The sequence below is a fragment of the Sphingobacterium thermophilum genome, assembly GCF_039541675.1.
Lineage (GTDB): Bacteria > Bacteroidota > Bacteroidia > Sphingobacteriales > Sphingobacteriaceae > Sphingobacterium > Sphingobacterium thermophilum.
Map to the genome: position 1 here is coordinate 386441 of NZ_BAABGR010000035.1, position 22482 is coordinate 408922.

A 22482-nucleotide genomic window follows, 5' to 3' on the forward strand; every position below is an offset into this window, starting at 1 on the left:
GTAAATAGAAGTTATCGGCCAAAATAAAAATCTTTCTTATCGACTCTGTTCGGATCTTCCAATGGATATTCTTTGCGCATAGGGAAAACATCCAAATCTTCCATATTCAAAATCCTACGTAGATCGGGATGCCCATCGAACACTATTCCAAAGAAATCATACGTTTCGCGCTCCATCCAGTTGGCGCCCTTCCATAAGGTAGTCGCCGTAGGAATGGACGGATTTTCTTTTTCCAAAAACACTTTGATACGGATTCGGAAATTCTGAAAAAGATTATGCAGATGATATACCACTGCAAAAGATTTTTCCTGCTCAGGATAGTGTACCCCTGTAATATCCGTCAGATAGTTGAAGCGAAGGTTTTCGTCGTTTTTGAGATAATCCAAAAGCTCTATAATTCGGGTTTTGGATGTAGAAATGGTTAGTAGGCCGTGTGGCTCACCCAATATTTCTACATCCTCCCCAAATTTCCCCTTCAGTCTTTCTATGATATATTGATTAGTTAGTTTATCCATTGTTAGTCTCTATTCCGTATTTCTCCAATAAGGCTTTGTACTCCGGCGTATTACGTCTGTTCAAGGATTCGTTTTTCACGATTTCCTGCAATTTGAGTACGCCATCCAATATGGCTTCGGGACGCGGTGGACATCCCGGGACATATACATCTACCGGAATGATTTCGTCTATCCCTTGTAATACAGAATAAGTATCAAAAATTCCTCCACTGGATGCACAAGCCCCTACTGCTATTACCCATCGAGGCTCCGCCATCTGGGTGTACACCTGCTTAAGGACAGGAGCCATCTTTTTGGCTATGGTACCCATAACCAACAACATATCTGCCTGACGAGGAGAGAAACTTGGACGTTCTGCACCAAATCTTGCCAAATCATATGTTGCCCCCATGGTAGCCATAAACTCAATACCGCAACATGACGTCGCAAAAGGCAATGGCCATAATGAATTGGCACGTGCTAATCCTATCGCTTTATCTAAAGTAGTGGCAAAAAAACCTGCACCCGCCACGCCGGGAGGTGCCTCCGCTAAGGTGACCTTGCTCATAATAAAAGTTTATCTTTCCTCGGTTTATAATGGTTCAATTTAGTGTTTTTATTCCTTAAATTGAATAAAGGAATATTATTTAGAATGATTCTAATCCCAGTTAAGTGCTTTTTTCTTAATCACATACACAAAGCCTAACAACAGCAGCCCCATAAAGATAAACATCTCTATAAGACCTTCCAAACCCATTTCCCTGAAGTTAACAGCCCACGGATACATGAAGATTACCTCCACATCGAAGATGACAAATAAGATTGCCACAAGGAAATATTTGATAGAAAAAGGCTGTCTGGCGTTACCGATTACCTTGATTCCCGATTCAAAAGCCGTAAGTTTATTTTCGGTACGGACTTTAGGTCCTAAGAGGTGTGTAGCAACAATGGTGGTCACACCGAAACCGGCAGCGACAAGCATCTGAATCAAAATTGGAATATAGTCTACCGGTAAGTTTTCCCCCTGTAAATGTTCCATAATTTAGTTTATATCAGTTTGTAAACAAATATAGAGTTTTTATTAAAAAATAAAAGGAAACCCTAAGGTTTCCTTTCTTTTTTTCAAACTACTTTTGAATAACTACTAAACAAAAATTTTTTTCCCATTTGATTCTTCTCTTTCTAATTTAGGAGCTCATCACTTCCCAGCGATGAGCCACCTAAACTATTAGGCTAACCATACAGATTATAATATAGCCTATGATACAATATTGTGGTTTTATTTAATCACTTTTGAGATATGAATATCATCCAAGAAGAAACGGCTGTTTGCTGCATTTCTTCCTCTGAATTCTATCACTGTTTCACTTGTCGCTCCTTCTACGATAACTTCAAATTCGGTAAGATTTGGTGTAAGCTCGAAATGTACACCATGCTGTGCTGAAGTGCCTGCATTGCGGACAAAAACAGCCACGGTAGCATCTTTATCGTTGGTAGCGTTTTCACTCCATCTGGCAGCCTTAAACTTCACTTTGATATCAGCCCATCCTTGGATAGCGGAAAGCTTAGGTGTTGCTAGATATCCATCCGTACTAGATGCCGTGTTGATTTTCACCAATCCTGGGCGCTCGTACACTCTAGAGCCCGTCCAGCCGGCAAGACCACGCATGGCCACGTAAGAAGGATGCATAGTAGCAAAATAATCATTAGATCCATCGGTATTTCCTGTGCCGGAAATAGCGAACACCGGATTTTCAGGAAGAACGCGCTTTCCATCAAGAGTTGCCCAATCTCCTTGAAGCTGCAATCCTGCAGCTTTGTTGAAGTGATCACCTCCTAACACCAGCAGGTTGAAATCTTGAGATAAATATACCGTACCTACAGGATCTGTATTTCCCTGAGGTTTTACTTCGGAATTAACGGATACAGTCTGTCCCAGCAAGGTAATGCCAATGTTCACCACCCCGACCTGCGTAGGAGTTCCCGTCACAGGGATACGAACTTCTCCTGCATCGTTAGACATGTCTACTTGCGTATTTGGCACCTGAATACCCGCTGCACCAGGTCCACTTATTTGGGATTGCACCGTTACCAATCCCTCTAATCCGCCTTTGCTATAAGGAATCACGATATATGCTTCCTCTAAAGGTGTACCAGGTAACAGCGGTTGTGTAAAATATGGTGTCCCGAAAATTACTGTTCCCTCCTGTTGAGTCACAGTAATTTCAGCGGTTTTGTCTCCCGATTTTAAGGTGATGATACCTTCCCGTTGTGCACCCAGATTGCGCGACACAGTAACCCCCACATTAAGCACCCTTTCTCCCGTAGCTCCTCCTTGCAACGTATCAACGCTTATCCAATCATTGCCGTTAAGGTCAATGGTCCATGCCTGACTGGAACGCAAGGTAAAGGTCTGCTTGGAAGACTTATAGCCAAAGCTCAATTTATCTGTATCCCTGCGGAGAAAATGCTCCACAGATTCTTTGGAACACGATGCTACACAGAGCAACAAAATGATGAATGTTCCAACTATATTCAATGCTTTCATAATTCTTTACTTTTAACGAAATACCACTAAGAATTTATCTTAATCCCATCCTTGATTTTGTGGCAATAAGTTTGGATTTACTTGGATTGCTGTGCTTGGCACCGGTCTTAAGTATTTCTTGTCGTGCCAATATCTATTTTGGTGCATCCCGAACTCCAAGTTTCCGCTGTTGCCATCTGTCAAACGGAATCCTGTTCCTAACACTACATACACAACTCCCGGCACTTTAGAGCTTGCTGGTGGTTCTACGTCTACCACAGCCACATCCATCACTCCGTCGCCGTTCAAGTCGTAAGGCGTATTCTTTTGTTCAAAATAAATTCCTTTCCATGGTTTTGCTAAAAGCGGTCCTAACTTCCAGCGCATCAAGTCATCATAGCGTAGGTTCTCATGTACCAACTCTACTGTTCGCTCACGGCGCACTTCCAAAATCCACATATCCGTAGTTTGGTTCATATAATAACTAGCGAGATATGGATCATATGTTGAAGGGGCTGCACCGTTCACGCCGGCACGTTCACGCAATAGACGAATACTTCTATTCCATTCTGTCACGCCCATCTCTCCCAATTCGGCTTTGGCCTCAGCGTAATTCAACAACACCTCAGCATATCTGAACATAGGAACCGAATTGTAGGAGTTGGCAATACCCACGTGGATATCATCATCGATGGCCCATTTTATCAATTGATAACCTGTAGATGTCAACGCAAAGTTTGGCGCATCTTTTTTCAGATTACCGCTAATTTTTCTTTCGTAATCCGGAGCCACCACGGTCTGTTTCAGACGGTAATCTCTATTCACAAAGTTGTCCTGATATGTCTTTGTAGCATAGTTAGGATCATCCGTAAATCTAGAGCCATCCAACTTCAAGTAGTGGTTCACAAAATCTTGGGATAGCGACCAATTGTTACCATAAGAAGCGGAGAACAATTTCCAAGTGATGGAGTGCATACGTACATCCTTCATGAAACGGACACCCAGTATTACCTCTTGCTCGTTAAGGTTTTCGGAGTTGAATAACGAACGATATTGAGTAGCTACATTAGAAGCATTATTAACTAGCGAATAGGGTCCAGAAGTCATAAGCTCTTCAGCTGCTTTCACAGCTTCGCGCAAGAATGTAGCCGCCGAACTTTGTAAGCCCAACTCCGTATGGTATTTTCGGTAAGTACCTTCAAACAGACACACACGTGCTTTAAAGGCCAAAGCCACCCACTTGTGGATCATAGTGGAAGTCTTCACATACTTGGCATCTGCCGAGCAATTTTCTGCCGCATAGTTTAGGTCTTCCAACACCTTTTCCATCACAAATTCGCGGCTGTCTCTTCCTTTATAAAGCTGAGTGTAGTCGTCCACCTCCAAAGCTTGGTCGTACCATGGCACATCTCCAAAGGTCTTAACCATATCGAAGTAGAAGTACGCACGCCAGAAACGACCTACGCCTTCATAATGTCTGTACACTTCGTCCGAAACATTACCTTTTGCTTTAGGCAAGTTCTGAAGGAAATAGTTCACGTTACGCAGCTTAGACCATGTACCACTGGACCCTCCGGACCAACCACCTTGCTGGTCCGCATTCCATGTGTCACCAATCAAGAACGCTGTCGACGCTCGTGTCGCCGTAATGTCGCTATATTGATCTCCCCAGGCTAAGGTCTCTTCGTCCGGCATATGTCGCTGGATAAAGCCATTAGCGTAGAGAGCCAAGTCACTTTCTTTGGTAAGGAAATTGATCGAGCCAATTTCATTTTCCGGCTCTCTTGTCAAGAACTTTTCGCATGAAGTGGTTGAAAGGAGCACGGCTAAAGCACCATATATATATAATCTCTTTTTCATAATGATAATCGCTTAGAATGTTAGATTAAGACCTACAGAGAAACTTCTCAACATTGGATAACCGTAGCCATCTCCATCTGTACCGGAAGTAGAGCGGAAGTCCGTATCTCCTGGTTCAATAACTTCGGGATCGAAGTTCTTGGTAACTTTATACAGTGGAGACCATGTAAATACGTTCTCTCCCGACACGAAGATCTTACAGTTTTGAAGTCCGAAGCGTTGCGCAAAAGACTGTTTCAATCTGTAATCAATCTGAATATTTTTCAATCTCAGATAAGCTACATTCTGAAGATATCTATCATTGGTCAATGTCATTGCTCGGTTAGAGTTCAAAGCTAGATAGCCTCTGTATCGTGGCCAGTACGCATTTTCGTTCTGATTTTCTTCGGACCACACATTGTCCCCTACATGATCTTTCAGATAATAACTATACGGTCTATTGTATTGCCCCCAGAAATAAGCAGATTCTTTTGCTGGGTACCAGTTGCGCTTACCCACTCCTTGGAAGAAGGCACTTAGGCCGAAACCATTCCATGAAGCATTAAGGTTAAAGCCATACTGCATGCGAATAGAGCTATTACCAATAATTTTGCGGTCTCCAGGGTTGTCCACCGTATTGTTGCCGTTATCGATTCTTCCTGAATTATCCAGATCTCTGAATTTTAAATCCCCAGGTTTGATAATATTACTGCTAGACACCAAGATACGAGATTGGTCGATAGGCATTCCCAAATCATTGAGGTGATTGTCGATATCTGCCTGATCTTTAAATAAACCTTCTATCGAATACCCCCAGATTTCACCGATTTCCATACCTTCGTAGTATGTTGACAACAGCTTATTAGGGTTATTGTATTTTGTTACCCAGCTTCTGCTGTCCCATAACATACCTTTGATACCGTAATTGAATGGCTTACCTGCAATCATGAATTGATCCTTCCATTCTACCGAAACTTCCCATCCTTTTGTCTTCAGGTCCGCATTGTTTCCTTTAGGAACGGTAGCACCGAAAACCGCAGGAACTTCAGGACCTACCGTAAACATATCCGTAGTATAACGGTGATAGTAGTCAAATACCAAGGATAGTCTGTTGCGAAGAACCGAAAGGTCTACGCCTATATCATATGTTGTGGCTCTTTCCCAAGTCAGAGACTCAGGGATGTTGGCAGGCATGTATGTGTAAGGTAACAAGCCCTCTCCTATGATAAATGAGGAGCGAGAGATATTCATAGTCGGCAAGAATAGGAACGGATTCACATTACCGTTACCCAAACTTCCGATGGAAGCTCTAAATTTCAAATCTGTTAGCCATGACGCATTGTCTTTTAAGAAACTTTCTTCGGAAGCACGCCATGCTAAAGATGCCGAAGGGAAGAATCCCCATTGCTGATTGGATGGGAATTTCGACGAACCGTCGTAACGGCCGCTGAATTCCGCCAAGTATTTACCTTTATAGTTATAGTTTGCTCTGAAAAGCGCTCCTACATATGCCCACTCTTCCCCTGTTTGATTTAAGGTATAATAGTCACCATCCATAAGAGCGAAACTTGGCTTATCTGCATACAACAGACCTCTACGGTAGCTGAGGAAGTTTCTCGTGATTTTCTCTTCGATGTTGATACCTGCCAATAGGTTCAAACGATGATCTTCATTGTTGAACTTAGGGATATAGTTCACCGTAGCATTGCTAGCAATATACTTATTCACATAATTCCACAACTCCAAAGAAGAATATGTCTGTCTTGACTTCTTGATTCCGGGACCTATATAGAAGTCGTACATGTTTTCTACACGTGTACGGTCCGAATGGTTATAATAGTAAGTAAAGTCACCTTTAAGAATCAACTGCCCCGGAATAGCCTCATATGTCAAGGCTGTCGTATTGCGGATATCGAATTTGTTGTTTTTCTGATACGATGTTCCTTCCACAAAGCCGGCCCATCCCATATATACCGCAGCCTCAGTCCATGTGCCGTCCAAGTTTTTCTCTAATGTCATAGGATATCCTTGATGCTCCAACATACGTGGCAACAGCTGTCTGTCGTACATCACCATAGGCTGGTGAATATTACGACGAATGAAGTCGGTATTGTTGTTTAAGGTCAGGTTTGGAAGCAATTTGATCTCGCCCTTACCGCGGAAGTTATATTGTTTGTATTCCTCATTTCCGGCATTATAAATTCCGTCTTGTGCAAACATTCTTCCGGACACATAGTACGAAGCATTATCATTGCCGCCCGACACCGAAACATTATGTTCGGTATTCATATTATAGTCTTTGTAGATAATATCGAACCAGTTGGTATTACCAAAATATTCATATTCGCCGATACTGTTAACACGCATTTTTTCGTACGAATCGTCCGAATTGCGCTTCACCAGCTCATTGTACCAATCGGTTGTATATTTAAACACATTGTTGATACCGGCAGGAGGGGTACCATTGTCATTTCCTTCCATGTAAGCCCTGTACCAGGCATCCGTCCATTGAAGACCGTTGGTCACGATGTTATTTTCCATTTTGACAATACGGTCATTCACCGAATATCCTCCGCTGTAGTTCAACTTAGGTTTTCCCTTGGAGGCACGTTTTGTTGTAATCAATATTACACCGAAAGTACCTCTGGCTCCATAGATTGCTGCCGAAGAAGCATCCTTTAATACCGACACACTTTCTACATCCTCTGGATTTACCGTAGTCATATCCCCCTCCACACCATCGATAAGGATAAGGGCAGAGCCGCCAGCACCAATACTTCCTGTACCGCGAACATTGAGCGTAGCACCACGAGAAGGTTTACCATCACGCATGCTGATATTCAATCCCGGCATTTGACCTTGCAACGCTCGCGATATGTTCATATTCCCTCTGTTCTGCAACTTATCACCACTGATTTGGTCTACCGCTCCCACCAAGTCTCTACGCTTACTCGTACCATAACCAATCACTACCACTTCATCTAGATTCTTCTCTTGCGCACGCAAGACAAATCGTATGGTAGCCTCATCACGATACACCATGCTTTCAGGATGATAACCCAGCGACTGTGCATTTACGATGTCGCCACGCTTCAACTCGACTTCGAACTTCCCCGATTCCGAAGTCTGTGTTTGCTTACCCGTAGATACAGAAATTGTCACATGAGGAATAGGATTGTTGTCCTCTCCCACTACAATTCCCGTCACCTTCTTCAATTCTTGTGCAAAAGAAAAAATGGTAAGCAACAGAAAAGCACTCAACAGGTTAATTTTTCTTTTCATTTTAGTTTTGATTTCTTTTTTGAAAAACACCAGAAAACAAATTTTAAAAGCATGAAATTCAAGCTCTTATATTGCTAACCGGGATTTTTTGGTTTTAATACTTTTAATTGGCTATCCTTCTATTATTCCAGATATAAAACAAATGTAAATAAGAAAACGAAAAATAACAAAATAAAAATAGAAATTTAGAAAGCGATTTGATTTCGTTTACATTCCTTCAAAAAAGAAAAAGAAAATAAAAAGGGAAAAGTCAAACTTTTCCCTTCAAACAAACACCTTAAATAAAAACTATTTCGCAATAATAACCTGCACGCCGTATTCCTCTAATGTTTTATGCATAGATTCCGAAATGCCCTCATCCGTAACTATCACATCAATCTTGTCTATGCCGCAGATTTTCCCGAATCCTTTTCTGCCAAATTTGGAAGAGTCACACAACACTATGGTACGCAACGAAACGTCCATCATGGCTTTATTTAATTCTGCTTCTTCAATATTAGAGGTCGTCACACCATAGTCCACATCAACCCCGTCCACCCCCAAAAACAACTTGGAGCAAGTAATATTATCCAACAGTCCCAACGTATAATTGCCAATTACAGACATAGAGCTTCTTCGTAGCACGCCCCCCAGCTGTATAACAGTAACACCTTCGGATTCAGCTAATTTGGAAGCAGCCTTTATGGAAGAGGTCACCACCTTTAAGTTTCCTTTAGGAACAATTTTTTCTGCAAATGCACATATCGTAGATCCGGAATTGATGATGATAGAATCATCTTCTTCAATCAACTGAGCGGCACATAGGCCTATAGCCTCTTTCTCCTTCGTGCGGATTTTCTCCTTCTCACGCACATTTTTGTCCTTTGCATGTGGGTTCACCGAGCTGGCACTGCCATGCGTACGATATAGTAGGCCTTTCTCCTCCAGCACCTTGAAGTCCTTACGGATTGTCACAGTGGTCACATCCAACTGTTTCGCTATATCCACAACTTTCACAAAACCATCTCTGCGCAATGCCTCCAATATATATTTATGTCTTTCAGCTATACTTAATATCATAGCACATAATTTAAGTTTAAAAACCTTTACATACGAAATTAAGGAATTTTAATAAAATTTCGTTTTGTTTTCTATTTTTCGTTTTGTTTTCTATTTTTGTTATATAAGTCCTAATTCGAAAGGATTATCAACAATAAGTATAACCAATTTAAGAATCAACCACGAAAGCTGCCAGAGTTTATTCTCATAAACAGCCTCCAGTGATGATGATTTTTATAAAAATTGTAGAAAGTACGTCTATGGCGATAACCTAACATTTTAACAGTCAACAACGTAGAAGTCAGCTGCTCTCCCTCAATGACCAATATAATAAATCTTTCCTTACGAGAGAACGGTAGAAGCTGCAAAAACACGCTTCTTATTTATTAGGATTACATCATAAATAGTAAAAACAAAAATTCGAAACAATATGTCAAAAAGAGTTGAAGAGGCGCTTAAGGCCGCAAGAGAGACGGAAGATTTGATAATAGGAAAAAATGTATTAACTCAAGTTCCGGAATTATTCCAAAAATATTTTAAAGATAAAAAAGCCATTATCGTAGCGGACACAACGACTTATCGCGTTGCTGGACAAGAAGTGTTCAATCATCTACAAAAAGCGGGAATAGAACAAGGTGAGCCTTTCATCTTTGATGATCCTAACCTTTATGCCGAATACAGCTTCGTAGAGCAGCTTTCCAATCATCTGAAAAATACGGAAGCAATAGCCTTGGCCGTAGGCTCCGGAACTATCAATGACCTTACAAAGCTGGCCTCACACGAAAACAACAGACAGTATATGTGTATAGCTACTGCTGCTTCCATGGATGGATATACTGCTTTCGGTGCGTCCATTACCTTTGAAGGAGCTAAACAAACCTTCAACTGTCCTGCTCCAAAAGTTTGTGTAGCAGATATCGATATACTTAAAGACGCTCCTGTAGAAATGACCGCTTCAGGTTATTCAGACCTTTTTGCCAAAGTTACCGCCGGAGCCGACTGGATTTTGGCCGACGAACTCAACGTAGAAAAAATAGATCCGCAGGCTTGGAGTATAGTTCAAGATGGCCTGCACGATGCACTGTCAGCACCTCAACAATTAAAAAACCGCGACGAAGAAGCTACAAGAAAACTGATTGAAGGCTTAATGTTGGGAGGTTTTGCTATGCAGTGGTCTAAGTCCAGCCGTCCCGCTTCAGGGGCAGAACATCAGTTTAGCCATCTGTGGAACATGGAACACCACACCAACAATGGAGAGAATGTATCCCATGGGTTCCAAGTGGCTATAGGCACCTTAGCCATCACCGCCCTTTATGAACACGTCTTGGCACATCCTTTCGATCAATTGGACATAGATAAATGCGTGGAAGCATGGCCTTCAATGAAACAGCTTGAAGCACAAGCAACAGAATTCTTTAAAGATACCGACTTCCCAACAATCGGCGTCCAAGAAACAGCCGCCAAATACGTGGATAAAGACCAGTTGAGAGAACAGCTTTCAATCTTGAAAAACAATTGGCCAAAAATAAAATCAAGATTAGAACAACAACTCATCTCCTTCAAGGAATTACAAGAAAGGTTGAAATTAGTTGGAGCACCTTACGAGCCTGAACATATAGGTGTAAGCAGAGAATACCTGAAAAACACCTTCGTAAGAGCTCAGTTTATCCGCAGAAGATTTACGGTACTGGATCTTATCGTCCGCACGAATACCGTAGATTATTTCCTTAACAAAATTTTCGGGAAAAACCAGATTTGGGATTTAAAACCGCAATTAATTTCATAATCTTTCTTAAATTCATCCTATTATGGCTAATCATACATCTACAAACAACCTATCCGATAAGTTTAAATATTGGCAGAGAAGAACTATTATTGCCACGATGATAGGATACGCACTGTACTATTTCGTGCGTAAAAATCTTAGTATGGCTATCCCGGGCATGCAGGAAGATTTAGGTATCGGGAAAGCTGATTTGGGTATATTTTTAACCTTACATGGACTTATTTACGGTGTATCCAAATTTGTCAACGGAATCATCGGCGACAGAGTCAATGCTCGCCATTTTATGGTACTGGGACTTCTTTTGTCTGCCCTGTGTAACGTTGTCTTCGGATTCAGTTCTGCCGTAATGGTCTTAGGCATTACTTGGGTGTTGAACGGTTGGTTTCAGGGAATGGGTTTCCCTCCTTGTGCACGCCTGATGACACACTGGGTACCGCCGCAAGAGCTGGCTACCAAAATGTCTGTTTGGAATACGTCACACTCTATCGGTGCCGGACTGGTAGTAATCGTATGTGGCTATGTGGTAAGCCATATGACATGGCGATGGGCTTTCTTCATCCCGTCCCTTATCGCTATCCTTGGAGCTATTTACCTTTGGATAATGTTACGTGACACACCATCTTCCGTAGGACTTCCAGAACTGCACGAAGACAAAAGTCAAGAAGAAAAGAAAGACGAAAAAAAATCAGCCGAATTCAAAGCGTTCCTTCGTAAAAATGTATTCCTTAACCCTTACATCTGGGTAATAAGTATCGCAAACTTCTTCGTTTATGTTGTGCGCTACGGTGTATTAGACTGGGGACCTACGATCCTTAGTGAGTGGAAAGGCGTGACACTTGCCAAGGCCGGATGGATGGTCGCCGGATTCGAAATTGCCGGAATCATAGGAATGCTACTGGCTGGATGGGCTACGGACAAATTCTTCAAAGGAAAAGCTATCCGCGTATGTTTCCTTTGTATGATAGGTGTATCCATATTCGTATTCATCTTCTGGAAGCTGGAGCATCCTCCGGTGTGGTTGGCATCCCTTGTGCTTATGGCGGCCGGATTTTTCATCTATGGCCCTCAGGCACTGATAGGCATTGCGGCAGCAAACTTGGCTACCAACAAAGCGGCAGCAACAGCAGGAGGTTTCACAGGTTTATTTGGATATGCTAGTACTATCGTTTCAGGATGGGGCTTAGGTTATCTTGCACAGCACTTTGGATGGGACCTTACTTTCGAGATATTATTTTTCACAAGTATTATTGGTGCCGTTACTTTCCTTTTCGGCTGGAAGGCTAAAGCCCATGGTTACGAATCTTAATATTATTACGTCATAGAAAAATGTTTGAATACAATATACACGCACAATTTAGCAAAGAAGAAGATCTATATAATTGCTTACAGAAGATAAAACATGTCGCTTTGGACATGGACGGAACAATCTACAATGGAAGCACCTTATTCCCTTTTACCGTTCCATTTCTGGACCTTCTAAAAGAAAATGGAATAGGTTTTTCGTTTCTGACAAACAATCCTTCCAAAAATAAGGAGGACTATCTGGCTCATCTCCATAAGATGGGCATAAACGTACCTATAGAGGCCATATACACTTCTGCACAGGCAACAATAGCTTACATTAAAACAAACCTTCCGGAAGCAAAAAAGCTGTTCCTCTTAGGCACTCCAAGTATGATTAAAGAATTTGAGGAGGCAGGGTTTATCTCTACTGCCGACGATGAAAACGATGTTCCTGACGCCCTTGTTGTAGCTTTCGATATGTCGTTGCAATACGGCAGGCTCTGCAGAGCAGCTTGGTGGGCTACCCAAAATATCCCTTATATAGCCACCAATCCGGATCGTGTTTGCCCTACTGACAAAAAGGTCGTCCTTGTGGACTGCGGTGCTATATATACTTGTATCGAACATGCCACAGGACGCAAACCAGATGTAATTATTGGTAAACCCAACCCCGGTATGCTTGATGGTATTCTAAATAATTATTCACTAAGACCTGAAGAGGTGTTGATGGTAGGTGACAGAATATATACCGATGTGCAGATGGCCCACAATGCCGGCGCAATAGGAGTACTAACACTTTCGGGGGAAACAAAAATAGAAACAGCCATAGAGGCACAAACAAAGCCTCATATCATCATTAGAGATCTGGCAGAGTTAGGACAAATGCTAGTTCAGACTCATCAGAAAGCTTAATCTGCAAAATCCAATAATTTTAATCTAGCTATAAAAAAGGGACTGAAAATTCAGTCCCTTTCTCGTTTATGGAAAGATTCTTATAGGATATCTTTCAAAGCATCTAAGTATTGTGTAGCTACTTCGTCGTTAGGTGATAAATCGATAGCTTTTTTGAATAACTCAGCTGCCTTCTTATAATCTTCTTTCAAGATATGATAGTAACCGATTACATTGTAAACGTCAGTTAATTTCAATACTTCGTCTTCTGTCAATTGGTTACCTGCCGCTTGCTTGTCTGTAAGAACTTTAGCTAATTGATTAAAATCGTTCAAGTACAGACCTTGGTGCAACTCAGGTTTCTCAGGATCGATAACATCTAAGTTATAGTTGCTATATCCTCTGATATACAATGCCGGAACAATGTATTCAGCAGCAGCGGAATCAGTAGATTGAACGATTACATCCAATGCTTTGATGGCCGCTTGGAAATCAGCAGTAGCATCCTCACCTTTTTCTTTTTTAGCATTAGCTGCACGGAAAGTAGCATCACCTACTAGGTAGTTAGCCTCATAGTACCAAGGCTCTCCTTTTTGTTGTGCAGGCACGTTAAAGATTGCTGCCGCAGCCTCAAATTTTTGAGCATTGAAAGCATTTCTTCCGTAACCATCTACCTCGTTGATCAACTCTTTATCCAATTCTAATGCTTTACCTAAGTATTGAAGACCTTTTTCTTTGCTGCCGGCTTCAATGTTTGCAAAACCAGCAAACAAGTAGTCGATAGCAATAAGACGGTTTTCATCCGCATTAGCAAATAATTTGTCAAAATAGCCTACCGCTTTAGCAGCGTCCTTATCTTGGTTGATAGCAATCAAACCTAAGTAACGGTACACCTTAGCATCGATTCCTGGAACATTTTCCAATTCCAATGCTACATTCTTCAATTCTTCGTATTGCTGACCGTAAACCAAGAAGTCTGCATAACGGATTTTTGCGTCCGCAGAGTTATCTCCTGTTACTTGCAAGTATTTTTTGTAAGCATCAACAGCTTTAGCTACTTGTGCTTCATACTTAGCTTTTTCTTCGTCTGTGTTGTCAGGCATTCTCTTCGCTATAGCCAACTCTGTCTCAGCAATCTCACGGTAGACAGGGCCATAGTTAGGATATTCCTGAGCGATAGCATTGTATGACTCTAAAGCTACGTCAAAAGCAAATGCTTTACGTGTAATCAATGCTTGTTGAACTTTAGCTTTTACCAAGTTCGGGTCCAAGTTCAATGCATCTCTATAGCTTTTGTAAGCTTGGCTGTTTTCTCCTAGACCAAGATAGGCATCACCCAATGCTACCAAGATATTACCATCTTTAGTGTTTTTTGACGCCGCTTGGGTCAAATAATCTACCGCTTTAGCGTAATCTGGCTTTGGAGCTTCTGTATAAGCTTTACCTATATAATATAAAGGTAAATAATCTTTCTTACCTAAGGAAGCAGTAGCTTGTGCGAACTTTTGTTCTGCAGTAGAAGCACTGTTTTTCTTTAAATCCACAATACCCAAACCTACGTTGTTCAAAACTTCTTTAGGTGCATTTGTCAAACCATTATTGAAAGCCCAAGCAGCGGAATCCAACTTATCGTTCAACAAATATACTTGACCTAAATAGAAATAGTTTTTACCATCTTTAGGTTTCTTTGTTACCAAATTCTGCAAGATGCTTTTCGCCTTGTCGAATTGCTCAGCATCAATTGCTGATTGTGCGTCTTTCAAACTTTGAGCACTAGCAGTACCTACAATAGCTCCTGCAGCTAATAAACTCAAAAACAATTTGCTCTTTGTCATCATTCTATTTATGTTCTTAGTTATTTCTAATTTAAACTATTTATATCTCTAATTATAATTTCTCTTCCCGGCATTGTGTAGGGAAGTAATCCCGATTTCAACACTATACGCTGTCCTCTGTCTCCAGTTAAGAAAGCAGAAAATCCCATCCCCAAGCCCATATTGGGCTGATAATTTAAGATTTTCAACTCGCGTTTCAAAGGATATTCACCCGTCGACAAACTCGTCTGGGATGGTTTTACGTATTTAGGTGTGGCCAACGTATCGTTGAGCACGCTCAATATACGAATTTTCTCTTTTTTTGCATACAATCTAGTAAAACTTAAATACTGATTGTAGCTCAACATCGCAATAATATTACTATTATCTCCCACTGCGTCTAAGAGCGAATCCACTGTTCCTTTGACTACGATATTTGTACTCCCTAATTTACTTAAATTGCCTTTATCCCTCAAATATCGCACAAGACTAGAATTCGGATTATCAATAGCAAGCTTTCTTTCAGTCTTTTTTTCGCCGGACATAATCTCCATCACTTCCGATACTTTGATAAGACTATCCGCAGAAACATGAGCGACGAAAACCACAGCATCATACGCTACGCCATAAATACGTGGTTGAATCTGCCTCTTTACGAAAGACTGATTTTCTTCTTCGGTCAGCTCCCGCGTCAGAAGAATAATATTAGCTTCGCCCTTCAGTAAGCTGTTTACGGCATTAACTTCAGGCTTTGCCAACAGATTAATCTTCGCCTGCTGATAGGAACTTTCAAAGACCTCCTTTTGCTCTTCGATAATAGGTAAAATCGTCTCATCTACTAATACGGCAACTTCACCTGAAAGGATATCCTCTTTCTTATCCTTATTATTCTCACCAGAACAGGCAAACAACAACGATACGAAAGACAATATAGCTACCGATCTATAGAACAAATTCATTACCATTATGATTGATTATAGAAGTAAAAGATTAATACTTAACAATATTTAACGTATAAAGTTGTTTTGCCACAACCGAGCGAAGCGCAAAAAAGAATAGACGATCAATAATGCAGCGAACAGATTTTTATAGGTTTTGTTTATTTCTAGCGGGAAATCCTTCCAGAAGATAATCAGCAGTCCCAACACGAAATAAAAGAGGAACATAAATAGCCCTAAAATAGACAGAAATCGCTTTAGTGGCGATTTCTGTCTAAAATTATTTGTTTTATTCATTTCTGAATTATAACTCATCAACTAGTTGGTTAAATCCAATCGAATTGGAAGTGAGTATTGTACACGTACTGGACGACCGTTTTGGATACCTGGGCTCCATTTCTTAGCTTTTTTAAGCATATTAACGGCAGCCTGTCCTGTTCCATACGATAGGTCACGAACAACTTTGATATCTGTCAATGAACCATCTTTTTCCACAACGAAAGTCACATGTACTGTACCTTTGATGCCTGCTTCTGTCGCAGCTTGTGGATATACATAGTTTTCGGCAATCCACTTACGGAAAGCAGCCATACCGCCTGGTGGCTCAGGTTGGATCTCTACCGATTGGAAGATTTCTTCCGAATCTCCGGTACCACCTTCCACACCTTTGGTACTACCTGTTGCAGCTCCCGCCACATCTTTTGTACCCCATTTACCTTCAGTAGTGATGCTACCACCTTTCATACCTTTCATAGCCACAGGACCGATAAGTTTTTTCTTATCTGTTGCTTCCTCTACTGTAGCTACTTCTTCAGTAACGGCCTTTTCTTTAGGCACAGGTTTGATTTCAGGTAGAGCTACTACATCAAGAGCTGGTCTCGATTCGGCGATTTTTGGAGCCTCTTCTTTTACTACTGGCTTTTCTTCTTCTTCAGGAAGTTTTTCTGCCAAATCCTCCAAAGTAACCTCTTCGGTGAAAGCCAACTCCTCTTTCGGAGCCTCTTCCCCTTTGAAAGGATTCAGATCGAAAACTTGAGTTGCGCTGAACACAGCAACAACGGCGGTCACAACGGCAAGACCAATGTTGGTTGCCTTAGGACCTAGCTTACGTAGCTCATAAGCTCCGTAGCTTTTGTTCCTGTTTTCGAAAACAACCTCAAGCCAGTCATTTCTGAATATATTTAATTTTCCAAACATATTTAATTCATTTTATTGGAACGCTTAATACAACAATTTATTAATCGTTATATAAGTTTTCCTTCTTTAACAGCTCAACTTCTTCGCTCATGATCCTGTTGGATATCATATAACGCTTAACGTCAACAATTTTCATTTCGTCTAGGGCGTCGATGATATTGCGGGTAACAGATTTTTCACTTGGTCGAATAACGACAATCATGTCTTTACCGCCAGCTTGTCTTGGAACTTGTTCTTTCATACGCATCAGAACAGCACGAAGACCTTCCTTAGAATAATCTACTACCGTAGGACCCTGAAGAGGATTCTTCACATCCCCCTGATACCAAACAAGTTTATCATTCGATCCCAAGACTAGGGTGACACTACGATGCTCATCTACGTTAACGTCGGTATTTTTATCTGTCTCGACATTTTTATCTGGCATCGCAACATCCATAGCCTGAGGCTTGTTTAAGGAGGTTGTCAACATGAAGAAGGTAATCAATAAGAACGCTAGGTCCACCATGGCTGTAAGGTCTACCCTACCACCGCTTTTCTTGGCCCTAGGTTTTCCACCCTTCTCTTGTTTACCGGAGTCTTGATTTAATTCTGCCATTTTAAATATCCTTTATTTATCAGAAGCCTTAAGTCCCGTTACAAAACTGAACTTGTTCTGTTTCTGATTACGTAATGTCTCTATAATTAGATTCAAACTCGGAAACTTCTCATCAGCATCCGCTTTGATAGCCACTGTCATCAGCTCGATATCATCCGGATCCTTGCCTTCTTCGATGGCTTTATCCTTCAAAATTTTTGCTGATGCCAAACGAGCTTGCTTAACCCAAGCGAACAACTCATTTGAAGCATTCATTGTAGAATCTACAGGAATACCTTTCTGCTTTTCTGCCGTTCTTTCTGCTTGATCGGCGGCCAACAAAGCTTTTAATGCTTTAATCGATACACCGAAATCTTCTAAGTTTTTGAACTTAGCATATTCTTCCGGAGTGAATTCTACCCCATACAGTGCAGACATTTGTTGTAAGGTCTGAACACGTACGTTAGGGTCACTCATTTTGAAGAACACTTTACCTTCATCACCTACAGTGATTACAGCTAGGTTGCCGTCAGGCAATTTTGCTTCTGAATAAGAAGGAGCTGTATCTACTACCAGTGTTTCTGGTTGTCTTGCAGTTGCGGTAAGAACGAAGAACGTAAGCAACAAGAAAGATACGTCACACATCGCCGTCATATCGATCGTTGTGCTGGCTCTTTTTACTTTCGCTTTACCCATTTCTTTTTATTTATACAATTAACAACTCTATTCGTTTACTCTAATGATGCTATTTCATTCCACTTTCCATAAAGAAAGTTGATTTTTTTAATAGCACATTATACTATTTGTGGTTTGCGGAGTAAGTTTGAACGATTGAGAAACCAGCTTCGTCGATAGAATATGTTAATTTATCAATTTTAGCAGTCAAGATATTGTACATGATAATCGCGAAAGTCGAAGTCGCAATACCTGTTGCAGTGTTGATCAAGGCCTCAGAGATACCGTTCGCCAATTTCGCTGAATCTGGTGCACCACCTGTCGCTAACGCCGCGAACGCTCTAATCATACCTGTTACTGTACCTAATAGACCTGTCAATGTACCGATAGAAACTAATGTAGCGATAACGTTCAAGTTTTTCTCTAACATTGGCATTTCCAATGCTGTAGTTTCTTCGATTTCTTTTTGGATTGCCAAAGCAGATTTTTCTGCGTCTAAACCTGGGTTAGCTTCAACGTCTTTATATTTCAATAAACCCGCTTTGATTACGTTAGCTACAGAACCTTTTTGTTTGTCACACTCAGCGATAGCAGCATCGATGCTTCCTGATTTCAAGAATGATTGTACTTTTCTTACAAAGTTACCTACATTACCAGTACCAGAAGCCTTGCCGATAACGATGAAGCGCTCGATTGAGAATACCCATACCATCAAGAACAAACCGATAAGCACTGGTACGATCACACCTGCGTGGTAAACCATACCTAGATAGTTACCTGGTTTTGGCTGATTGTCTGGATTGTTGTCAATAAAGTTTTCTGGGTTACCCATTACGAAGGTGTAAACCAATAAACCGATACCTAAACAAATAAGGATTGCTAAGCTCGCAAATAAATTACCTGAATTGCCACTCTTCTCTTGTTTTGCTGGGCTAGTAGTTTTTGGTGCGTTTGCCATTTTTACTAAGTTTTAGATTTTTACTGTTGTTTAATTATTATGTTAAATTTTATTAAAATAATGCAATACTAATGATGTTGTTCTGATTAAATCAAAACAAATATACTATTTTGCTATAAAAATCAAATTTTTTCGATTTTTTTCCAAACATTCCTGTCTCTATTCTTTTAAGAACGTGCATCGCGGCGGCCTTATTCTTAACACTTGATAAATCAAGCCACTTCATCAGAATTATAATGCAATAAAAACTATTTTTTCTATTAAATGCAAATTAATATCCTGCTAACTTTCAAAAATAAGTAACCGGACACTCACTTTTACTAACAATAGTTTTAACATATTTTTTGACTTATTTTCTTTAAAACTCTTTAAATAAAGCGTTTAACAAAAGCTTTTTCCCACTATCCACCAACAATTTTGACTTGGTAATCAAGTGCTTTCAATATGTCGAAAATCTTCATTTTAAAGTCTCCTTGTATCAAAATTTCCCCATCTTTGGCACTTCCTCCCACACCACAACGCTGCTTTAATGTTTTAGCTAGGCTCTCCAAATCATCTTCTGAGCCTACAAACCCCTGCACTATTGTAACAATTTTACCCTTGCGGGCTTTCTTATCCAACATCACTTTAAGTTTCTGCTGATGTGGAGGTAATGTTTCTACAATCTCTTCATCCGTATCGAACTGGAAGTTACTATCTGTAGAATAAACTATACCCTCAAAACGCTGCTTCTTTTGTTTGGCCATGACTAACAAATTATCTTCAATGATTTCGGCTTAACCGTGATTTTAAGATCCCCAGACAGGCTGATAGGCTCTCCATCCACGTGGATAGGCCCTTCCTCAACTCGCTGAATATGAATTTCTTTACCGGGAATAATCTCCACATACTCAGACTGATCGGCAGATCGGTTGAACAGACGGAACACCATCATGGGCAGAATATAAAGAGGAAACTTATGTACGATACACACATCCAAAATTCCGTCACTTACGGATGCATTAGGTGCAATATACGCATTATTTCCATATTGCGGTGAATTGGCCACGGAAATCATAAAAGCTTCTCGCTCATAAGTTTTTCCATCAATGGTAAGGATATACTTACTAGGCTTATACTTACTGATAACATTCACTACAGACCTTAAATACCCTATAGGTCCGCGAATAGTATCATTGGCAAAGCGGTCACTGACCGTAGCATCAAACCCCAGACCTGCAATATTGAAAAAAGGCTTGTCGTTGATATAACCGCAGTCCACCTCTACTGTCTCAAAACGATTTAGTCTGTTGATAGCTGAAGCCTCATTCATCGGTATACCCAGATACAAGGCCAATCCATTGCCGGAGCCTTCTGGAATGATTCCCAATGGGATACCGGATCCCACCAAAGCAGACCCCAGCTCGTTTATCGTGCCGTCGCCGCCCACAGCCACCACAGCATCATAGCCTGCCTCTACCGCTTTTTTCCCCAGTTCATACGCATGATTGGGATGTGTGGTCTGTTGAAATGTAGGATGGAATTTACTCAAATCCAACACTTCCAACACTTTTTTGTTAAACGCCGTCTTCTTCTTTCCTCCTGAAATCGGGTTTATTACGAAAAGTATCTTTTTCTGTCCTTCCATACTATAAATTCAACCACTAATATAAAGATAATAATACTGCCCGATGGCTAATACTTTCAAAATAAATTTATTCCCGTGCTATTATTGTTATAATAGTAAAAGTGTTGTAACTTTGCGACCGTATTAAAAAAATTGTGGACTGATTTGCATTTTACAAATCTGAAGTAAAAGGGGAGATTGCAACCACGGAAAAAAAGTGCTAAAAACCATTTTGACAACTACGTTTTTCCACTTCTATCTATTTGATAGCGCCTCCTATTTTTTTAACGTTAAAATTTAATAAATAAATATGGCATACTTATTTACGTCCGAATCTGTATCGGAAGGCCATCCTGACAAAATTGCCGATCAAATTTCTGATGCTTTAATTGACAATTTTTTAGCTTGGGACGAAGATGCTCGCGTAGCAATTGAAACATTAGTAACCACGGGACAAGTGGTATTGGCCGGCGAGGTTAAATCAAAAGTTTACCTTGACGTGCAGAAAATTGCCCGCTCTGTTATCGAAAGAATAGGATACACGAAGTCGGAATACATGTTCGATGCCAACTCATGCGGAATCTTGTCTGCCATCCACGAACAATCGGCCGACATCAACCAAGGAGTGGACAGAAAAACAAAACAAGAGCAAGGCGCCGGAGACCAAGGTATCATGTTCGGTTATGCCAACAACGAAACCGAAAATTATATGCCTTTGGCATTAGACCTCTCTCATCGTCTATTATACGAGCTTGCTGCCTTACGTCGTGAAAATGACCAGATCAAATACCTACGTCCGGACTCTAAAGCACAGGTAACATTAGAGTACAGTGACAACCACAAACCTCAACGTATAGACACGATCGTAATATCTACACAGCACGACGAATTCGATACCGAAGCCGCTATGCAGGCTAAAATTGCAGAGGATATCAAAAACATATTGATTCCTCGCGTTAAAGCACAGCTCAAACCTGAACTGCAAGCGCTATTTACTGACGACATCAAATACTACATAAACCCGACCGGAAAATTCGTGATTGGGGGACCACATGGTGACACCGGTCTTACAGGAAGAAAAATCATCGTAGACACCTACGGCGGTAAGGGAGCTCATGGTGGAGGTGCATTTTCAGGAAAAGATCCTTCCAAGGTGGACCGTTCCGCAGCCTACGCAACACGTCATATCGCGAAAAACCTCGTAGCAGCAGGCGTAGCAGATGAGATCCTTGTACAGATTTCCTATGCTATCGGTGTGAAAGACCCTATGGGTATTTATGTCAACACTTATGGCACAAGCAAAGTAAACTTCACCGACGGAGAAATTGCAAAGAAAATAGGAGAACTCTTTGACATGACTCCTTATGGCATAGAAACACGATTAGGGTTACGAAAACCTATCTACTCTGAAACCGCAGCCTATGGTCATATGGGTAGAACTAACCGAAAAGTGACCAAGACATTCGAAAACTCCAATGGTGAAATCAAAACCATGGAAGTAGAGCTGTTCACTTGGGAAAAGCTTGATTACGTAGACAAAATCAAAGAAGCATTTAATATTAAATAAACTAAAAAA

The 22482-nt window shown here is 40.9% G+C and carries 19 protein-coding genes; 4 read left to right on the forward strand and 15 right to left on the reverse strand.

The window, feature by feature from the left end:
* Positions 1-11 precede the first annotated feature (11 nt).
* The 7 genes from ABD873_RS12460 to ABD873_RS12490 all read right to left on the reverse strand — a co-directional run bounded on the left by ABD873_RS12460 (position 12) and on the right by ABD873_RS12490 (position 9201).
* On the reverse strand, positions 12-515 hold the full coding sequence (locus ABD873_RS12460) for an NADH-quinone oxidoreductase subunit C (protein WP_345068780.1): 504 nt from the start codon (positions 513-515) through the stop codon (positions 12-14).
* Entirely contained in the window at positions 508-1062 is a 555-nt protein-coding gene (locus tag ABD873_RS12465) for an NADH-quinone oxidoreductase subunit B (protein ID WP_039053126.1), read from the reverse strand. The genes ABD873_RS12460 and ABD873_RS12465 overlap by 8 nt, the downstream gene beginning before the upstream one ends.
* Positions 1063-1152: 90 nt before the next feature.
* Entirely contained in the window at positions 1153-1533 is a 381-nt protein-coding gene (locus tag ABD873_RS12470) for an NADH-quinone oxidoreductase subunit A (RefSeq protein ID WP_345068782.1), read from the reverse strand.
* Between the two features lie 240 nt (positions 1534-1773).
* Positions 1774-3042, reverse strand: coding sequence for a BACON domain-containing protein (locus ABD873_RS12475; protein ID WP_345068784.1), 1269 nt, complete (start codon positions 3040-3042; stop codon positions 1774-1776).
* A 39-nt stretch (positions 3043-3081) separates the two neighbouring features.
* Positions 3082-4881, reverse strand: coding sequence for a RagB/SusD family nutrient uptake outer membrane protein (locus ABD873_RS12480; protein WP_345068786.1), 1800 nt, complete (start codon positions 4879-4881; stop codon positions 3082-3084).
* Positions 4882-4893: 12 nt separating this feature from the next.
* Complete coding sequence (locus ABD873_RS12485; RefSeq protein ID WP_345068788.1) at positions 4894-8142, reverse strand: SusC/RagA family TonB-linked outer membrane protein; 3249 nt, start codon at positions 8140-8142, stop codon at positions 4894-4896.
* Between the two features lie 288 nt (positions 8143-8430).
* Complete coding sequence (locus ABD873_RS12490; RefSeq protein WP_039054411.1) at positions 8431-9201, reverse strand: DeoR/GlpR family DNA-binding transcription regulator; 771 nt, start codon at positions 9199-9201, stop codon at positions 8431-8433.
* A gap of 409 nt (positions 9202-9610) precedes the next feature.
* Between ABD873_RS12490 and ABD873_RS12495 the strand changes: the two genes are divergently transcribed.
* From ABD873_RS12495 to ABD873_RS12505, 3 genes are read left to right on the forward strand one after another with little or no spacing between them, the layout of a single operon-like run.
* Entirely contained in the window at positions 9611-10966 is a 1356-nt protein-coding gene (locus ABD873_RS12495) for a sn-glycerol-1-phosphate dehydrogenase (protein WP_345068790.1), read from the forward strand.
* A 22-nt stretch (positions 10967-10988) separates the two neighbouring features.
* Positions 10989-12272 (forward strand): MFS transporter, encoded by a 1284-nt coding sequence (locus ABD873_RS12500; protein ID WP_345068792.1) that lies wholly within the window; start codon positions 10989-10991, stop codon positions 12270-12272.
* A gap of 20 nt (positions 12273-12292) precedes the next feature.
* Complete coding sequence (locus ABD873_RS12505) at positions 12293-13162, forward strand: HAD-IIA family hydrolase (protein ID WP_345068794.1); 870 nt, start codon at positions 12293-12295, stop codon at positions 13160-13162.
* Between the two features lie 80 nt (positions 13163-13242).
* Here ABD873_RS12505 and ABD873_RS12510 read toward each other — a convergent pair whose 3' ends face one another.
* The 8 genes from ABD873_RS12510 to ABD873_RS12545 form a co-directional block, all read right to left on the reverse strand.
* The gene (locus tag ABD873_RS12510) at positions 13243-14979 is read right to left on the reverse strand and encodes a tetratricopeptide repeat protein (protein ID WP_231561599.1); all 1737 of its coding nucleotides are present in this window, start codon (positions 14977-14979) and stop codon (positions 13243-13245) included.
* A 23-nt stretch (positions 14980-15002) separates the two neighbouring features.
* Positions 15003-15914 carry a PstS family phosphate ABC transporter substrate-binding protein gene (locus ABD873_RS12515; RefSeq protein ID WP_345068797.1) on the reverse strand — a complete coding sequence of 304 codons (912 nt, stop codon included), beginning with the start codon at positions 15912-15914 and terminating at the stop codon, positions 15003-15005.
* 297 nt (positions 15915-16211) lie between these two features.
* Positions 16212-17090 carry an energy transducer TonB gene (locus tag ABD873_RS12520; RefSeq protein ID WP_039054118.1) on the reverse strand — a complete coding sequence of 293 codons (879 nt, stop codon included), beginning with the start codon at positions 17088-17090 and terminating at the stop codon, positions 16212-16214.
* Between the two features lie 40 nt (positions 17091-17130).
* On the reverse strand, positions 17131-17688 hold the full coding sequence (locus tag ABD873_RS12525) for an ExbD/TolR family protein (RefSeq protein WP_039054119.1): 558 nt from the start codon (positions 17686-17688) through the stop codon (positions 17131-17133).
* Positions 17689-17700: 12 nt separating this feature from the next.
* A complete protein-coding gene (locus ABD873_RS12530; RefSeq protein ID WP_039054120.1) occupies positions 17701-18363 on the reverse strand; it encodes an ExbD/TolR family protein in 663 nt (220 codons plus the stop codon).
* 103 nt (positions 18364-18466) lie between these two features.
* On the reverse strand, positions 18467-19300 hold the full coding sequence (locus tag ABD873_RS12535) for a MotA/TolQ/ExbB proton channel family protein (protein WP_345068800.1): 834 nt from the start codon (positions 19298-19300) through the stop codon (positions 18467-18469).
* Between the two features lie 401 nt (positions 19301-19701).
* A complete protein-coding gene (locus ABD873_RS12540) occupies positions 19702-20046 on the reverse strand; it encodes a translation initiation factor (RefSeq protein WP_039054121.1) in 345 nt (114 codons plus the stop codon).
* Positions 20047-20048: 2 nt separating this feature from the next.
* The gene (locus ABD873_RS12545) at positions 20049-20927 is read right to left on the reverse strand and encodes a diacylglycerol/lipid kinase family protein (protein ID WP_345068803.1); all 879 of its coding nucleotides are present in this window, start codon (positions 20925-20927) and stop codon (positions 20049-20051) included.
* A gap of 289 nt (positions 20928-21216) precedes the next feature.
* On the opposite strand from ABD873_RS12545, the gene metK reads away from it, so the two are divergent.
* A complete protein-coding gene (metK, locus tag ABD873_RS12550) occupies positions 21217-22473 on the forward strand; it encodes a methionine adenosyltransferase (protein WP_345068805.1) in 1257 nt (418 codons plus the stop codon).
* Positions 22474-22482: the final 9 nt, after the last annotated feature.

Excerpts from the sequence above, each read along its gene's own strand:
- ABD873_RS12465 (WP_039053126.1), bottom strand. The coding sequence starts at position 1,062 with ATGAGCAAGGTCACCTTAGCGGAGGCACCTCCCGGCGTGGCGGGTGCA.
- ABD873_RS12485 (WP_345068788.1), bottom strand. The coding sequence starts at position 8,142 with ATGAAAAGAAAAATTAACCTGTTGAGTGCTTTTCTGTTGCTTACCATT.
- ABD873_RS12530 (WP_039054120.1), bottom strand. The coding sequence starts at position 18,363 with ATGGGTAAAGCGAAAGTAAAAAGAGCCAGCACAACGATCGATATGACG.
- ABD873_RS12470 (WP_345068782.1), bottom strand. The coding sequence starts at position 1,533 with ATGGAACATTTACAGGGGGAAAACTTACCGGTAGACTATATTCCAATT.
- ABD873_RS12495 (WP_345068790.1), top strand. The coding sequence starts at position 9,611 with ATGTCAAAAAGAGTTGAAGAGGCGCTTAAGGCCGCAAGAGAGACGGAA.
- ABD873_RS12510 (WP_231561599.1), bottom strand. The coding sequence starts at position 14,979 with ATGATGACAAAGAGCAAATTGTTTTTGAGTTTATTAGCTGCAGGAGCT.
- ABD873_RS12525 (WP_039054119.1), bottom strand. The coding sequence starts at position 17,688 with ATGGCAGAATTAAATCAAGACTCCGGTAAACAAGAGAAGGGTGGAAAA.
- ABD873_RS12520 (WP_039054118.1), bottom strand. The coding sequence starts at position 17,090 with ATGTTTGGAAAATTAAATATATTCAGAAATGACTGGCTTGAGGTTGTT.
- ABD873_RS12480 (WP_345068786.1), bottom strand. The coding sequence starts at position 4,881 with ATGAAAAAGAGATTATATATATATGGTGCTTTAGCCGTGCTCCTTTCA.
- metK (WP_345068805.1), top strand. The coding sequence starts at position 21,217 with ATGGCATACTTATTTACGTCCGAATCTGTATCGGAAGGCCATCCTGAC.
- ABD873_RS12475 (WP_345068784.1), bottom strand. The coding sequence starts at position 3,042 with ATGAAAGCATTGAATATAGTTGGAACATTCATCATTTTGTTGCTCTGT.
- ABD873_RS12500 (WP_345068792.1), top strand. The coding sequence starts at position 10,989 with ATGGCTAATCATACATCTACAAACAACCTATCCGATAAGTTTAAATAT.
- ABD873_RS12535 (WP_345068800.1), bottom strand. The coding sequence starts at position 19,300 with ATGGCAAACGCACCAAAAACTACTAGCCCAGCAAAACAAGAGAAGAGT.
- ABD873_RS12460 (WP_345068780.1), bottom strand. The coding sequence starts at position 515 with ATGGATAAACTAACTAATCAATATATCATAGAAAGACTGAAGGGGAAA.
- ABD873_RS12505 (WP_345068794.1), top strand. The coding sequence starts at position 12,293 with ATGTTTGAATACAATATACACGCACAATTTAGCAAAGAAGAAGATCTA.
- ABD873_RS12545 (WP_345068803.1), bottom strand. The coding sequence starts at position 20,927 with ATGGAAGGACAGAAAAAGATACTTTTCGTAATAAACCCGATTTCAGGA.
- ABD873_RS12515 (WP_345068797.1), bottom strand. The coding sequence starts at position 15,914 with ATGAATTTGTTCTATAGATCGGTAGCTATATTGTCTTTCGTATCGTTG.
- ABD873_RS12490 (WP_039054411.1), bottom strand. The coding sequence starts at position 9,201 with ATGATATTAAGTATAGCTGAAAGACATAAATATATATTGGAGGCATTG.
- ABD873_RS12540 (WP_039054121.1), bottom strand. The coding sequence starts at position 20,046 with ATGGCCAAACAAAAGAAGCAGCGTTTTGAGGGTATAGTTTATTCTACA.